This is a genomic window from Aliivibrio wodanis, from assembly GCF_052920805.1.
Genome location: NZ_JBREXA010000002.1, coordinates 3057335 through 3073005, shown reverse-complemented (window position 1 = coordinate 3073005; position 15671 = coordinate 3057335). Strand labels below are relative to the sequence as shown.

Genomic DNA, 15671 nt, shown 5'->3' with positions numbered 1-15671 from the left:
TCCCTATCGCACTTTATGAAGAGTTAGAGGTATACAAGGAATGTAATCAGCGACAAAAGAACCTAACTCGACGAAAAGAGCAGATTGATTCTCAAGAAGAACTAGACACCACTGATTACCTTTTTGTTTCCAACAAAGGACGACCTTACACAGAAAATACTCTGGAAGTGCATTTTGGTGTACTGAAAAAGCGCATCAGAGCAATAGAACCTGGTTGGTACTACCGCATCCACGATTTGCGTTCAACTTTTGCCACTCATTGGCTTTGGAGTGAATCTCAAAAGCGACAGGTTGCCTATGACTTTCTGATGGATGAGTTAAAAGAGCTGATGGGGCACTCAAGTACTTCTATTACTGAAAAGTACATTAAGTTCATAAATAAACTTGATGACCAATTGAGAGTCGCAATAAGTAAAAACAACAAAATAAATGGGGGGTGGTAGCATGGCAAAAAGCCCACTAGCTAAAAACTCAAAGACTGTTAAGCATGTTAGAAATAGTAAAAATGTAGTTCCACTACGCTTGACTATTCCATACAAAGGACATGGAGACAGAACGATCACAGAGTTTGATGTCTCGCATTTGTTGCACCTCGGTGCTAATAAAAACAACGATAAAATTAAAAGCCGTACACCTTACCTGCTTAGCTTCTGTAAAAAAACTAAGCAGTACGTTGATAACGGCAACTCAGCACGTACCGTAGTGAGTATCTATGACAACTTACGAGCTTTCATTATATTTTGCGATTCTGCGAAAGTTCTCCCCTTTTCCGAAAAAGGCTATTTAAAATACACGGGTAATGATGGTGAGTTAAGACATCGTATAAAACAGTATGACCCATCAAAACGATTATGGGAAAGGCAACATAAGGATGAGCTAGGCATCAAGGAATCAACTGCTTCCAATATAGCTTCAATGCTTCGAACCGCTCTCATATGGTCTGGATTACCTATTGGTTCATGGGCTGCCCAGCATCGAGGCTTTAGTCACGAGCCAACGCAGTTCAAACTCTATTCTGATGCCGAGGAAAAACTTCTTGTCACTCGTTTAAGCGAGTTATTTTTTACATTAGCCCCACTGCTTATTACTGCAAAAAAAGAAAGCTTAATACTACCCGAGACATTACCTGTTTCTATTGAGCTGGGTAGATACCAAGAAGTCATTCCGATTCAAACTTCTCTTAAAGCCAAAACGTATAGTAGAAGCAAGAATGGTACTCATGTTAAAACCAGCGCTGCTTTTAACATGGCGATGGGAGCTGCTTACCACCTGATGTGTTTTTTCACCTCACTAAATGATAGTAATATTAAAGGTACCGCTCACCCCATCACAATTCATACTGATGAGCGTGATAAAAGCTTAAAAATTGTAAAAGTATCGAGCTATAAAGCACGAGCTGACAAAAAGATAGATGCAGTTCTCACCAATGAAAACTACGAGAAATTTGATGTTGATAAGCGTGATGGCGTGAAGTTCATCAAAATGCTTGAAGAACTCTCAAAGCTGTACGGGAGTAACGAGAAAGGCTCACCCTTATTATTCACTCTAAACAATAAAAGCGAGGAAAATGAGAGCTTCAATTTGATGGAAATAAACAAGAACCTAACCACAAAGTTAAACCTTATTTCACCAAATCGAGCATCCACTATTCCTTGGTTAAAAGAGTTATTTTATAGCTATCTTAACCAACAAGTTATCGAATTAAAAACAAAGACTAATAGACTTGGTAGAGTATTTGTAAGCAAAGTGGCTCGATCAAGCTCTAAAACTAAAGCTACACAAGGTGCAACCAATGCCGCCTACTGCATTTTATCTTGTTACACAGACTTACCACTAAAAGGCATTCTACTTCCACTTTCGTATTCGGAAAAAGACTCAAGTGGAAACATCAGTGTTTCGTTCAAATACCGAAATGGTGCTAGCCATTGCTTTTCTATCCCTGCTATGGATAAGGAAATAATTCAAGATATTGAACAATTCGCCACAAAACTAGCGGATAAGCAAATATCTAATACGTACGAACGGTTGCTGCTCAAAAGAGGTTATGCAAAGCAAGCTCCAAAAGATTGGGAAGGGATTATCCCTATAACATCCAATCAAATGAGAACTTGGTCAATTGATCCAAATGACTACTTTATTTCACTCCAATCAAGTCGTTGGAGAGAGACAACCAGCAACCAAGTGTATTCAGCTTCTGGTAAAAGTGGTGTTCAAAGCATTCTTCAAAACCTGTTTGAAACCATTGATAAGCATTATGCCTGTGGCGATCCTCGACTCAATAAAATTATCATCTCAGAAGCAATACAAGTGATGGAACAACTAGATGAAGATACAAGCTTAGAACAAGCGAAAGAAACGATTGCTGCAGAACATGGTATTCCAATACTGACACATGATGAGTGGCAAAAGAAACATAAGGAAAAAAACGCCAAAACTAACCCAAATGGCATTATTTGTAACGGGCAACAGCGCATTAAAAGCGGTAAAAGTACTCAACGTGAGACCAACAATGCATTGGGCTTGAAACTACCTTGTGCTGAATATGATATGTGTCACAAGTGCCAGTCAGCTCAGGTCATTAATGACGTTCAAGCCATCTATAAACTTATCTCTTTCATTGATGTGCTGAAAGAAGCATTAGACCACTACCCCAATGCAAAAGAGGAAGTCCATGAAAAGATCGTCGCTTTTGAATTTACCCTGGACGGGGCAAGTCAAGATGTGTACGACGATGCCTTGGCGTTGTTTGACAAAGACGGTCGCCACCCACGGGTATCCACTGACCATGCCATTTTGACTTTATATCGTTAATTAGGAGTCTGACATGATAAAGCTACCTAAGCATGACCTTGACCGACAAAGTGCCATCATAAATGCGCAAAATAACGTTGCCGGCTGCACAAATTACCTGAGCGACGTATTAAGGCCTGCGATTGAATCGGGAGATTGGGATGTGCTTGAAACACTAGATATTGGCTTTACCGTCACAGGGGAGTCATTAGGTAAAATTGGTGACAATAATGCTTGGCGAAATCTTCAATATTTCTTTGAGCCAAACGCTACCTGTGCAAATACAATAGACTTCACGCTTGATGGGAAAGTGATTGAGCGCAATCTCAGAAATCAAATAAAATCCCTAATTTTGAAAATGATGTGGCTATCGCCTAGAGACCACTCTTTTTCAACCATTTACATCACTATCAATGAGTTAAAAAAATGCATTACGCCTCTTTTAAATAAAGGCTACAACAGTCTTGAGTCTCTTAGTTTTGATCTTCTTGAGACTTGGGTTCTCACAGGCATCACTGAACTAGAGTTTGAAAGAGGGTATATTTACACAGCACTCAATAAGTTATATACAGAAGCAAAAGGGCTGCCTTTTAAGGTTGCCTTTTCGAAAAAAATAACCGCATCAGACTTTGGGTTATCCCTAAAGGAAGCCAAGCAATATACGGTTATCCCACAGCGATTGTATTATCTTGGGCTACAAAAATCAGAGGAGTTAATTAACCAACTGTACCCTATACGTGATGAATTAATTCAACTATCAAATTACATTGCAACCTACCGTGATAATACTTATCAAGGGTATGCTAAATATCTAGTTAGTGCTAAGTCAAAACTTAAGAATGGTAATATTAAGTGGTATTTAGCTAAAGGAACTAAAGAGGGAAGAGAAAAAGTTACCGCCTTTAAAAAAGGTTATCTAATACTAAAATCACCAACAGAAGTTGAAATCATTGAGCTACTAAACAAACACAACCCAGAAATTATGAATGAGTATATCAACAATTTCCACATCGATAGAGCATTAAGAGTAGGAAATAGGAATGTGACGGGTCTTGTAGAGGCTCAATCACTTTTTAAAGAACTTAACGGTGGTTGTCTCTGGGGATTAATGTCTCGAACAGGTATGCGTGCTGATGAAATATTTCACCTTCATACCGCGAATGGATGGGCAGAAGAAACCATATCTAAACAAACAATCTTTGTTATTCATGCTGACCTCTCAAAGACAACAAGAGGATCTCAGTCAAAGCAAGATGAATTTGTCACAACAGAGGTTGGAAAAAAGGCTTACGAAATACTACAGGCCTTACATGAACCACTAAGAAAACGTCACCCTGACAGCCGAGCGTTTTTCCACAGAGTAAAATGGGGTTGTGGTGCTCTTCAGAAGGCAGGACTAGGTAAACATTCTACCGCTTGGTTCGAAAACACGATGATTGATATGCTTGCACTAACCAATGACGATGTGATTGATTTGAAGCTTTCCGACCCTAACCTTTCGTTTAATGTGGGTGATGACTATAAATTCTCAGGACATCAACTTCGGCGATCGTTTGCTTACTACCTTATCGGCTTTGAACTTTGCGCGTATCCACAACTCAAACAGCAGTTCAGCCATGTATCGATGGCGATGACAAGGCATTACGCCAAGAATGCCAGTAAATTCCAGAAAATCAGAAAGCAAAAACAAAACTTGCTTCACGCCATTGATGAAGAAAGAATTGATCAAAAAGCGCAAATCTACCTAAACATCTATAAGAAACTGGCGAATAAAGAGCGTGTCGCTGGCGGTAAGGGTAAAGAGTTCGCTAAAAAAATGATGAAGGCTAAGCGCAACTTGTTCAAAGATAAAGTCGACTACGACATGCTATCGCTCAATTACTGGAAAAAACAAGTTCGCGATCAAAAGCGCCATATTCATGTCGTCGCACCTGGGATTTACTGTACTTCAACAGGTTGTAGCTTGCGCACACAAGTCAATCTTTTAGAATGTGTGGACTGTAAGAACGACTACATTGTCGATACCGTTTTTGCAGAGGCTAAACGCAAAGAAGCTGAGATCAATATGCTGTGGGATATTGAGCATGATGAATTGACACCTCAAACAGCGTCAGAAGCGTATATCAAAATAACAGCTGCTGAGCGTATTATGAATGACTTAGGTATCAGCTATGAGCCTATTGAGCTACCACAAGAAGTTAAAGAGCTGCTGATACCTTGCGGAGTAACTGCGTAATGACACAAGCGACTAAAAGCAAGCTAGTAAAAGCCCTAGAGCGACTGTTAGATGGTAAGCCAGAAAATCGAGAGCTAAGGAAAAAAGCCCGAGAAAATAAGTTAAAAATCAATAACCTTAGCGTCGAGAAAGAAGCGGGGCTTTCTGTTGGTGCATTGCGCAGACATAAAGATGTTCAGGATATGGTGAAGAATAAGTCACTGGAATTTCGTGCCGCACAAGATGATTTAAGCCAGTCACCTATTAATGTATTACAAGCCGAGGTTAAGCAATTAAAGCAAGAGAAGACTCAAGCAACTAAAAAGAAAAAAAACTATCTCGACCTAGCTCGCAGTCATGAGCAAGCATTAGCTACCCAAGCAGCTAATCACATCAAGATGATTCAAGAACTAATAGAAATGCTACCTGAAAGTGAGCGTGAGAAAGCCATGGATAAAGTCGTTAACACTAGGCCCGATAACATCGTTGAAGGCTACTTCAGAAAGTAACTAGACCTAGTTTAGAATTACCACTAGACAACACCACCAAGCATAGATAAAACTACACACTGAAATAATAAGAAAGCTCGATTCAGAGTAAATTAAAGAAAGTAAGGATAACCTATGGCTATCGAAGCAGGACAAATCGCTCCAGATTTCACATTAAACGACCAAGACAACAACCCAGTAACCCTCTCTGAGCTGAAAGGAAAAAAAGTACTACTCTATTTCTACCCACGCGCTTCAACGCCTGGCTGTACAGTCCAAGCTCAAGGGCTTCGTGACACAAAAGCGGAACTAGAGGCTCATAACGTCGTTGTACTAGGTTTGAGCCCTGACACACCAAAAAAACTGACTAACTTTATCAATAAGCAAGAACTTAACTTCACATTGTTAGCCGATGAAGAACACGAAGTTTGTGAGAGGTACGGTGTTTGGCAACTTAAGAAGTTCATGGGGCGTGAGAATATGGGCGTGGTTCGTACAAGCTTCCTTATCGATGAATCTGGGAATCTTGAGCATGTATTTAATAAGTTCAAAACCAAAGACCATCATGAAGTTGTTCTAGATTACCTCAACAACAAATAGTATTTAAAAGTCAAATAGAGCCAGTGCCCTTTCGCTGGCTCCGTAGCTAGTCCCCTTCGGATTACTATTTTCAAAAAAGTCGTCAAGGATGAGATCGGATATCTACAGGCCTTTATCCAGAAAATCGCCCATATAGGACAAAGTGACTCCAATGTTATGACTATTCTCAATAAGACCTTACGAGACATTGAGTCAACGGTTAAATAGCTAGTATTAAGTTCAATACTGAATAGGGGCAGAATTGCTCCTACTCATATAAATACTGTTGAAATCCAATAAACGTATCTCGTATCGCCATTGGTGATCCAAGCACTTCTGCTGCATCACTTATCGTGTTGTATTTAAGTTCGACTAAGGGAAGCATTTTCTGTGCGGCTAGTTCTTGAACCCCTTCGTCAACATACTTATCTAGAATGAACTCTATAAACGCGACTTGGTGATCGTCAAAATGACTTGAAATAGCAGGTTTTGCAATTGCGACACGCTCTTTACGTGTATGCGTATCTCTAGCGTAAGCCACAAAAGATAATAAGTCGTATACGTCACTGTCTTTGGCATCGATAATATTTTTCATACTATCGAGTTTTTCATCGTCGTACCCAGCTTCATATAAATCAGCTAATAGTTTTTCACGGGTATTTGGATTACTCCATATCTCACGTAACTGATCTTCATTAGCAAAAAACCTTGGTAAGTCCCCAAACAATTGCTCTACGAACTGTTTGGCTGTCAGCATTGCGCCATCGGCTCCCATAAACAACACACTTTTCATGTGCTGTATTTGACGCACTTTCCCATCGGTTAACGTAATGAATATCTTCTCTGGTTTACCCGTATCGTCTTCATTATCACCTATAGGACAACTACACGGCGAGTCTCCGCAGTTATTACAAGGCTCTACAACACATTGACAAGGAGAGTGAAAACATTTGCCACAAAGCACGTCAGGATCTTCTATGACACAGTTACATGGGTTAAATCCACAGGTTTCGCATACGCAACTACATGGATTGTTATTACAGATATCACATGGCTCTTGCTCTGGTTTTTCGTCTGGCGGTAACGGCTCTCCGTCCCATTCAGGATCAGAAAAGTTATGATGCGCTTTGACAAAATCATACACCGTGAAGAATGACTTTCCATCGTACATCCGCGTACCACGGCCAATGATCTGCTTAAACTCAATCATGTTTTTACATTCACGCATTAACACAATGTTTCGCACATTACGGGCATCTACACCTGTCGATAACTTGCGTGAAGTAGTTAATATGGTCGGAATGGTTTTTTCATTATCACAGAATGTACGAAGATCGTTTTCGCCTGCTGCACCATCATTTGCAGTAATACGCACACAATAGCTTGGGTTAGTCGTCCACCCTTTTTTAACCGCGTATTGATTGATTAAGTCACGTACCATGCCTGCGTGTTCTTGTGTGGCACAAAACACGATGGTTTTCTCACGTGGATTGATATGGTCCATCCAATACTGCACACGCTTTTGCTCACGCTGCGGCATTACAATGATGCGGTTAAAGTCACCTTCTTTGTAAACTTTGCCTACTTCTGGTTTGCCTTTAAACGTAACAGCATCGCCCGGTGTATAGATATACTCATCCATGGTGCCGACTATCGGATACACCTTAAATGGCGTTAAAAAACCATCGTTAATGCCTTGTTTCAAGGTATAGCTGTAAACTGGCTCACCAAAGTATTTATAACTATCAGCATTGTCAGTACGTTTTGGTGTTGCTGTTAAACCTAACTGCACCGCAGGAGAGAAATAATCCAGAATATCTCGCCATGAACTCTCATCATTCGCACCGCCTCGGTGACACTCATCAATAATGATAAAATCGAAAAAGTCTTCTGGGTATTGTCTGAAGTTACAGTTGCTTGTATCTGTTATTACCGCTTGTTCAAACTCTTCATCTTCAACTTCTTCTGCATTTAAGCTGTGTTTATTTGCAGAATCGGTCATTAGCGTTTGGAAAATTGCCATAAATATACTGGCGTTTTTAGGCACACCCTTAGCTTTTTTGATTTCACTTGGGGTAATACGCACGACGGCATCTTCACCAAAAGCGCCAAAATCATTAAAGGCTTGCTTGGTTAATACATTTCGGTCGGCTAAAAATAGAATACGTGGGCGTTTTTTAGCGTTACTTGGATTCTTAGCTGCTTGTAAACTCCAACGACTTTTAAACAGCTTCCATGACAGTTGAAAGGCAATGCAGGTTTTACCCGTGCCTGTTGCAAGTGTGAGTAGAATACGGTCTTTGCCTTTTGCTATTGCCTCTAACGCTTGGTTAATGGCGTTTTCTTGGTAATAACGTGGTTGCCAATCGCCTTTACATTCAAACGGAATTTTTGCAAAGTTTTCACGCCAAGTGCTCGTAAATGCTGGCTCGGCTTTACCATCATCACCGTTAAAGGCAATCGCCCACATCTCTTCAGGGCTTAAATAGCGTTCAACGAGTTGTTCTTCACCCGTCAGCATGTCTATTTGGTAAATGTCATGACCATTTGTGGCATAAGCAAAACGGCACTGTAAACGTTGAGCGTAGTCTTTGGCTTGGCGCACACCTTCGGTGTAACTTAGGCTTTCACGTTTAGCTTCAACGGCAGCAAGTTTACGGCCTTGAAACTCTAAAACGTAATCTGCACTGAGTTTTGAGCCACGTTTACCGCCACCTAAAATACGTCCAGCAGTAATACTCACCTCACGGCGAATAATGCTGTGATCAGCTTTACCCCAACCATCTACCGTTAATTTAGGCGAGATTAACTCAGCACGGGTTTCAGATTCATTTCTACTCATGACACTTACCTTGTGTATACTGTTTAGGCCGACTATTAGTCGTGCGTTAACTCGCCGCTAAAGGCTTTTTGTAAGATGGATTTTTTAAGTTCGTCTATCTTTAAGATTTTCTTACGGTAAATAACCTCTATCTTGTCAATATATCGCTTCAAACTTTGTAGTTCGCTGACTATCTTTTCCTGAGTAATCATATCTGGTACGGGGACCGAATATTCTTTGATCATAGGCACTGTTAATTGAGGAATAGCCGACCCACTTCTTAAAATATCTAGTGTTTGTAGGGCATGCTTCAAATACTCTAAACCAATAATTTCTTTATTTGGTGTTAATACAATTAGTCGCACAATTGGAAAAAATGGTTCTTTTCTCAATTCGATATGACCAGTACCACTTCCCCTGGCTGCAATAGTTATTGACGGTTCATCGGCTCTAGAGTAATCAGTAAATCCATAGAGGCCATTATTCTTCACTGCATTGGCGTAGATAGGGATATTAAATTCTTTGGTTTGCTCCTTTGAAAATAAACCTTTTTTAGGGGCGTCGCCACCTGCAAATATATCATCGCAAACTAATGGTAAAGAACTTAAATTCGAAGATTCACCAAGACTTTCAAACAAATTAAGCTTTTTGCTTTCAAACAACTCACGGGCATTTTTTAGGTTTTGTTCGGTTTTAGCGCGTGTTTGTTCTAAGTCGGCAAATATAGTGTCGAGTAATGCCACAATGCGTTTTTGTTCTTCTAGGCTTTCAGGAAATTGTATTTTAATCCGTCGCAAATCATCATTGTACAACCTTGCAATAGTTGCTCCTTTTGACGGATTCCAGTCGCAAGCGCCATAAAACATATATAAATATTCGTTTAATACTACTTTTTCATTATTATCGATCCAAACGATATTTGAATCTTGAAAATAAGCAGGCTTCCCATCATAAATAACTCTGCGTCCAATCGTTCCTGAAGCTGAAATTAAGATATCGCCTTTCTTAGGAAATGAATATTTTTCTTTAAAGTCTTGGTAGATCTCATCAGTAATAAAGGCATTTGCCTCTTTACCAAACGTACCTATTTTAAAAAATGGAATATCACCAGTAGCAGAGGTTTGTTTTTTTAAAATCCTCTTGCACATCGATACTTTACCAACATCCCCTAAAGTAGACTCCAACCAGCCATTTGATAACTCGTTAACAGCTTCAATCATTACAACAACTCCTGAATCTTAGCCAAAATTGCTTCAGATTCTTTGTCGAGTTTAATAATGTCCTCAATAATTACTTTAGGCTCACGCAGTGGTGCCGCTTCTTCAACATTCGGGTTTTTAACCGATAGGTCATAAGTGGCTTCATCAATATCACTAATGGCTAATGACCATGATTTATCTGAAACCCCTTTTTTCAAATCACCCATCGCGGCTTTTTGCAGCTTAACAAAGTCTTCTAAATCTTTGTCGTTTAGTGGGTTTGTTTTGCCCATATTACGACCGACATTTAGCTCATAGAACCAAGTGTTAAGCGTTGGTTCGCCTTTAGTAAAGAAGAGCACGACCGTTTTTACACCCGCACCTAAGAACGTACCACCTGGGCAATCAAAGCACGGTGTGTAAATTACAGTTTTCAAGCAGTTCCTTACGAAGTGCAATTGCCGCCTTATCAGTATTACTTAGGAAGGTATTTTTAATAACAACCGCTGCACGACCACCGGGTTTGAGCATTTTGATAAAGTGTTGCAAGAACAAAAATGCTGTTTCACCCGTTTGGATAGGGAAGTTCTCTTGAACCTCTTTACGTTCTTTACCACCAAACGGTGGGTTAGCTAGGATGATGCTGTGTTGGCTGCTTGGTTGAATATCTTGTAGCTTTTCAGAAAGTGTATTGGTGTGTAATACGTTAGGCGCTTCAATGCCGTGCAAAATCATGTTCATGATAGCGATAACATACGCCAGAGATTTTTTCTCTTTGGCATAAAACGTATCGTTTTGCAGTGTCGTTAAATCAGTGGTGCTAAGCTTCACTTTTTCGCGACCACCTTGACGTAGATAATCAAAGGCTTCACACAAGAACCCCGCCGAGCCTGCTGCGCCATCGTAAATGGTTTCACCGATTTTAGGCTGAACAACATCGATCATCGCTCGGATTAATGGACGCGGAGTGTAGTATTCACCACCGTTACGACCGGCGTTACCCATGTTTTTAATTTTAGCTTCATATAAATGACTTAATTCGTGTTTTTCTTGCTGTGAGCGAAAACGTAATGAGTCAATCTTTTCAAGTGCATCACGCAGTGAATAACCACTTTGAATCTTGTTTTTTATCTCGCTAAAAATCTCACCAATTTTGTACTCAATGGTGTTTGCGCTATCAGCACGTTGCTTAAAGCCTTTTAGGTATGGGAAAAGCTGACCATCAACGAAATCCATCAGGTCATCACCCGTTAAAGCGTTGTTGTGATCAAACTTACCATCAGCATCTTTAGGCGCAGCCCAATTGCTCCAACGGAATTGCTCTTCGATGATGTACTCATAAGTCTCCATCATCATTTCCGCTTCTTGGGATTTGGTGAACTCAAGATCGTCAAGGTATTTTAAAAACAGCATCCATGAGGATTGTTCTGTGTAATCTAGCTCAGAAGAGCAACCTGCATCTTTATGGAAGATGTCATCAACGTTCTTGAATACTTGTTCAAACATGTTTTGAATGTCCTGATAGCGGCTAAGTTATGGGAAGGAGGCTTAATATTCTCCAGAGAAACCCATAGCAAATTGAATTATGAAATTAGGGGGAATATACCCTTTTTCTTTAGTCTTTACTTTGATTTAGTGATGCAATAAGTTTTTTTCTTTCGCTCTTAGTCATTTGAGAAATTAAGCACGCTAACTCGGCTGCGCTTTCATCTTCACAAAAGAAATAATTAAGCGGCACACCTAGTTCATCAGCGATGAGTTTTAAGGTTTGAACATCAGGGGTGTGCTTGCCTTTCTCGTATTGATTCATTCGAGGGCTTGCTGAACTTTCATCCATACCTATGCACACTCCCAATGCTTTTTGAGAGAGTTTCGCTTTTTTACGAGCTTGTTTGAGTCGCTCTGGGATTCGGATTAATAAATAACACTTAAATTTCATTTTGGTAGACTCTAATAACTAAGATTGTCTTAGTTTTATTGATTCTTGTATACTAAGCAATACTTAGTTTTTAGTTGGTGTGATTTTGAAAATGAAACAATCTCGAAGAATTGGTGCGGTGATGCACAAGTTATTAATAGAAAATGGGTTAAATGGGTTCACCGTACTAGAAGCTAGGGATTTGTGGCTATCACTTAATAACGTAAACTCCAGTTCTACTGAAGCTCGTAAAAAAGTATATCGAGCAATTTTTCACTTTGAAAAGAAAAGTTGGTTGCGAACGGAGGGCTCTGGACGGGCAAAACGTTACTTTCAAACTGATCAATTTAAAGAGTTACATGAAAATGTAACCACGAATAATCAAGTGATTAAAAAATCTCAAGTACTCGTTCAAGACTATTCTGTTTTGAACAATGAGCGCAATGAATACAAGGGCGAACTAGAGATAGTGCTTGGGGAGGTTGACGAGTATCAGTCGATCATATCCCGATTTCCTGAGCTAGAAAATAAACTGGCCCCTTTGCATCAGCAGACTAAGGAGCGCGCAGCTTTATTACTCGGTAAAGTGAACGTTTTAACAAAGGTTCTTAACACTCTTTATGAAGGAAATGAAGCATGTTAAGAGAGTGGCAAAGTGAATGTTCTGACAGAGCGTTGGGGAAATACCAATCTAACTGCTCCCATTTTTTTTGCCAAGCTACACCTGGGGCTGGAAAGACGGTACTTGCTGCTAATATTGCATCAAGACTGCTACAAAACGACATGGTGGATCTTGTATTGTGTTTTTCACCATCGTTGACGGTTTCTGATGGTATTAAAAGAACCTTTTCATCATTCCTTAATTGCACATTTAATGGTGGGATGGGAGCTATCGGGCAATCTTTAACCTACCAATCTATCCAGTTCCTCAATGATGAGTTTTGGCAAACATTACGCAATCACAGAGTCTTTGTTGTTTTTGATGAAATACACCACTGCTCTGGCTCTGAGGTTGAAAATGCGAACATTTGGGGGCAGCAAGTTCTAACTAAGATTCAAGGGCTTGCTACTTTTACACTTGCACTTTCAGGAACACCATGGCGCTCAGACTCTTTACCTATTGTGATGGGTGAATACAGCGATCCAGACGGACAGCTTCTTGTCGATTACCAATATACTCTTAAACAAGCGATTACTGATGGTGTCTGTAGATCGCCTAAAATCGTGTTAATTGATAATGAACACTTGTCTGTTAGTAGTAGCGAAAAAGTGGAATCTTTTTCATCAATATTAGAGATGCTTAAGCAGACAAAAGCATCTTACCAGAGTGTAATTCACAACCAAGAAGCGATGGAATATCTACTAAGTTTAGGGTGTGAGCGACTAGCAAGAGTGCGCTTAGACTCTCCAAATGCCGGTGGACTCGTTGTCGCTGCATCAGTTCAGCATGCACAAGCTATCAAAGAAGTACTCTCTCAAAAGTTTGGCCAAACCGTTTCGATTGTTACTTATCGACATGAAGAACCGCTTGCAGAAATAGATCGTTATCGACAAAGCGACGCTCAATGGATCGTTAGCGTAGGTATGATAAGTGAAGGGACAGACATCCCTAGACTTCAAGTGTGTTGCCATATGAGCTCTGTAAAGACGGAATTGTATTTCAGGCAAGTGCTAGGGCGTATTTTGCGAGTCGACTCTTCCACGGCTCAACACGCATGGTTATTTACGTTTGCGGAGCAAAACCTTATCCAGTTTGCAGAACGAATTGAACACGATATTCCTGAGTCATGTCTTTATGCGTATATGGGAAAACCAATCGAAACCGAACTCCCCAATAAACGAAATAGCTTGAATGATAAAAAGCCTTTGTTTGAGCCTCAAAGTCATACTGGTTCAAAAGTATCTTGGGGAAGTGGTACAGGCAGTACAAGCACTCTTTATGGGACTCTAGGGACGTTTGATGAGCTTCGGCTTGGAGCTTTTAGGCAGAGGGTTATTTCGGCGTTTTCTACCATGTAATAAAGTTAGACGCATTACTCAAAGAGTCAAAACGATACTTTCATCTTTATCGTCTGATACTCGGCAGTATTTATCCACACCTGAAAGCTGGTCATATACTGCCGAAATAATCTACTAGTCTTTTATCAAATCATTTTCAAAGGCATCATAGATATCGCCAACAATCTTTGTTAACTGCGTTGTATCATGAATTTGTGTATCGAGCTTATCCAAAGCTTCTTTAGGTATTGTTAATGTAATTACGTAGCCAATCGCCATATTTATAACCGTGCGATTTGAGTCTAGAATCTTCGTCTGCCACTCACATTGCTTTCTCCAATCGTAAGATAAATGCTCATCAAGCAATTCTTCAATATCAGACCAAATTTCTTTCATGTACCGACCAGTCTTGTTTTTGAAAATTTCATGAGTGTATAGGTTCTTTTTCATCTTACGATCATCAAACCATAGGCCGCTTACATAAGCCTGCCCTGAAAATTTAACGTGATAGCCAATAGATAGAGGGTAAGATTGACCATTTAAAAGTATATCTGTGCTAAATTCGGGATCTTTGTGAAAGATATGCCATCCCTGTGTTTTAGTATTTCCAGGATAGATTGAGGCCACCAAATCACCTGTTTCTGGACAAGCCTCATAAAGTACTTCATCTGCCCATCCCTTAGAAAAGTTTGTCCCAAGGCGGTCATTGTAGGTTAAGAGCTTCAAGTTCCCCCTAGCTGCTTCAAAATCCTCTACAGCAATACGAATTCGTCTATATATCGCATTACAACTTTTAGGGCTTAGAGAAGCAATTGGCGTTGCAGGAAGCCACTCAGGGTTATGATCTCGCACCAATTGAATAAAATCAGCTAAGAAACGGTTTTTGTTGCCACTCATTTTTTCAAAGCTAGATACTTTCACAGCAATTGTCATTAACCTCTTCCAATTTAGATCCCTGTCTGTAACCATATCTTTGCATTCAGTTAGAGATAAATTGTCCTTACGGAGGATATTAAAGATTTGGTTATACAGCTGAGCCGTACAATCAATACCGTCTCTTTTGGCTTCAACTACTATACAAACATCGTTAATAGTAAGTACTAAATCACATATTGGATCATATTCATCCACTCGCGATTGATCCCAGAAATTAACCATCTCCGCTTGACTCAAACTAACTGCATAGATGTGCTTATAGCCCTCAATACTTTGGGCATTTTTTTGAATTGAGATATTAAGTTCTGGCTGTTTATTTATGTCTTGAAAAAGTTTGTTGTAGCGTGCATCCCCATCAAAAATAAACTGGAGAACTTCATGAAGAAATAAAGCATCTTCTTGAAGACAAATTGCCAGAGCCCGGGTTAAGTCGTTCTCTAATTGGTAGGTACGTTCTTTCTTTGCGTAGGTTCTAAAAAGGTTGAGGTGTTTATTCATTTCGTTAACGGCTCTCATGGTTTGACGCAAGAATTGCACGTGTATATGCATAGCGTATTAAGAACAATATTCGATAATATCAGATTAAACGACATCGTTTACGTTGTGATTCAAAATATGAATTAGTTGAAGCAAGGTAAATTACAATAGTTTTACCCTATTTATCAGCTATGGAAAATACTCATTCACACGCTACTAATGAGATTTTTATTGCTAGAATTATCTGAAT

At 39.8% G+C, this 15671-nt stretch carries 13 protein-coding genes; 7 read left to right on the top strand and 6 right to left on the bottom strand.

Annotated features, from left to right (window positions below; genetic code table 11):
* From ACU5DF_RS22285 to bcp, 5 genes are all read left to right on the top strand, one after another.
* A partial coding sequence (locus ACU5DF_RS22285) for a tyrosine-type recombinase/integrase (protein ID WP_446714207.1) occupies positions 1-443 on the top strand: 443 nt, incomplete at its 5' end.
* A gap of 1 nt (position 444) precedes the next feature.
* A complete protein-coding gene (locus ACU5DF_RS22280) occupies positions 445-2811 on the top strand; it encodes a hypothetical protein (RefSeq protein ID WP_446712449.1) in 2367 nt (788 codons plus the stop codon).
* Between the two features lie 13 nt (positions 2812-2824).
* On the top strand, positions 2825-5026 hold the full coding sequence (locus tag ACU5DF_RS22275) for a site-specific integrase (RefSeq protein ID WP_446711297.1): 2202 nt from the start codon (positions 2825-2827) through the stop codon (positions 5024-5026).
* A complete protein-coding gene (locus ACU5DF_RS22270; protein ID WP_446711296.1) occupies positions 5026-5514 on the top strand; it encodes a bacterioferritin comigratory protein in 489 nt (162 codons plus the stop codon). The genes ACU5DF_RS22275 and ACU5DF_RS22270 overlap by 1 nt, the downstream gene beginning before the upstream one ends.
* Positions 5515-5628: 114 nt before the next feature.
* Complete coding sequence (bcp, locus tag ACU5DF_RS22265; protein WP_446711295.1) at positions 5629-6093, top strand: thioredoxin-dependent thiol peroxidase; 465 nt, start codon at positions 5629-5631, stop codon at positions 6091-6093.
* Positions 6094-6340: 247 nt separating this feature from the next.
* Here bcp and hsdR read toward each other — a convergent pair whose 3' ends face one another.
* The 5 genes from hsdR to ACU5DF_RS22240 all read right to left on the bottom strand — a co-directional run bounded on the left by hsdR (position 6341) and on the right by ACU5DF_RS22240 (position 12031).
* A complete protein-coding gene (hsdR, locus tag ACU5DF_RS22260; protein WP_446711294.1) occupies positions 6341-8914 on the bottom strand; it encodes an EcoAI/FtnUII family type I restriction enzme subunit R in 2574 nt (857 codons plus the stop codon).
* A 35-nt stretch (positions 8915-8949) separates the two neighbouring features.
* Entirely contained in the window at positions 8950-10113 is a 1164-nt protein-coding gene (locus ACU5DF_RS22255) for a restriction endonuclease subunit S (RefSeq protein WP_446711293.1), read from the bottom strand.
* On the bottom strand, positions 10113-10529 hold the full coding sequence (locus ACU5DF_RS22250; protein ID WP_446714206.1) for an N-6 DNA methylase: 417 nt from the start codon (positions 10527-10529) through the stop codon (positions 10113-10115). Before ACU5DF_RS22250 ends, ACU5DF_RS22255 begins: the two co-directional genes overlap by 1 nt.
* Complete coding sequence (locus tag ACU5DF_RS22245; protein WP_446714205.1) at positions 10498-11598, bottom strand: class I SAM-dependent DNA methyltransferase; 1101 nt, start codon at positions 11596-11598, stop codon at positions 10498-10500. The genes ACU5DF_RS22250 and ACU5DF_RS22245 overlap by 32 nt, the downstream gene beginning before the upstream one ends.
* 109 nt (positions 11599-11707) lie before the next feature.
* Positions 11708-12031 carry a helix-turn-helix domain-containing protein gene (locus ACU5DF_RS22240; protein WP_446714204.1) on the bottom strand — a complete coding sequence of 108 codons (324 nt, stop codon included), beginning with the start codon at positions 12029-12031 and terminating at the stop codon, positions 11708-11710.
* 91 nt (positions 12032-12122) lie between these two features.
* On the opposite strand from ACU5DF_RS22240, the gene ACU5DF_RS22235 reads away from it, so the two are divergent.
* Together ACU5DF_RS22235 and ACU5DF_RS22230 are read left to right on the top strand one after the other, a co-directional pair.
* Positions 12123-12653, top strand: a complete 531-nt coding sequence (locus ACU5DF_RS22235) for a VspR family transcription factor (RefSeq protein WP_446712450.1) — start codon at positions 12123-12125, stop codon at positions 12651-12653.
* Positions 12647-14029 (top strand): DEAD/DEAH box helicase, encoded by a 1383-nt coding sequence (locus tag ACU5DF_RS22230; RefSeq protein ID WP_446711290.1) that lies wholly within the window; start codon positions 12647-12649, stop codon positions 14027-14029. Before ACU5DF_RS22235 ends, ACU5DF_RS22230 begins: the two co-directional genes overlap by 7 nt.
* 114 nt (positions 14030-14143) lie before the next feature.
* Here ACU5DF_RS22230 and ACU5DF_RS22225 read toward each other — a convergent pair whose 3' ends face one another.
* Complete coding sequence (locus tag ACU5DF_RS22225) at positions 14144-15442, bottom strand: hypothetical protein (RefSeq protein WP_446711289.1); 1299 nt, start codon at positions 15440-15442, stop codon at positions 14144-14146.
* Positions 15443-15671 lie beyond the last annotated feature (229 nt).

Excerpts from the sequence above, each read along its gene's own strand:
- ACU5DF_RS22280 (WP_446712449.1), top strand. The coding sequence starts at position 445 with ATGGCAAAAAGCCCACTAGCTAAAAACTCAAAGACTGTTAAGCATGTT.
- ACU5DF_RS22275 (WP_446711297.1), top strand. The coding sequence starts at position 2,825 with ATGATAAAGCTACCTAAGCATGACCTTGACCGACAAAGTGCCATCATA.
- ACU5DF_RS22270 (WP_446711296.1), top strand. The coding sequence starts at position 5,026 with ATGACACAAGCGACTAAAAGCAAGCTAGTAAAAGCCCTAGAGCGACTG.
- bcp (WP_446711295.1), top strand. The coding sequence starts at position 5,629 with ATGGCTATCGAAGCAGGACAAATCGCTCCAGATTTCACATTAAACGAC.
- hsdR (WP_446711294.1), bottom strand. The coding sequence starts at position 8,914 with ATGAGTAGAAATGAATCTGAAACCCGTGCTGAGTTAATCTCGCCTAAA.
- ACU5DF_RS22255 (WP_446711293.1), bottom strand. The coding sequence starts at position 10,113 with ATGATTGAAGCTGTTAACGAGTTATCAAATGGCTGGTTGGAGTCTACT.
- ACU5DF_RS22245 (WP_446714205.1), bottom strand. The coding sequence starts at position 11,598 with ATGTTTGAACAAGTATTCAAGAACGTTGATGACATCTTCCATAAAGAT.
- ACU5DF_RS22240 (WP_446714204.1), bottom strand. The coding sequence starts at position 12,031 with ATGAAATTTAAGTGTTATTTATTAATCCGAATCCCAGAGCGACTCAAA.
- ACU5DF_RS22235 (WP_446712450.1), top strand. The coding sequence starts at position 12,123 with ATGAAACAATCTCGAAGAATTGGTGCGGTGATGCACAAGTTATTAATA.
- ACU5DF_RS22230 (WP_446711290.1), top strand. The coding sequence starts at position 12,647 with ATGTTAAGAGAGTGGCAAAGTGAATGTTCTGACAGAGCGTTGGGGAAA.
- ACU5DF_RS22225 (WP_446711289.1), bottom strand. The coding sequence starts at position 15,442 with ATGAATAAACACCTCAACCTTTTTAGAACCTACGCAAAGAAAGAACGT.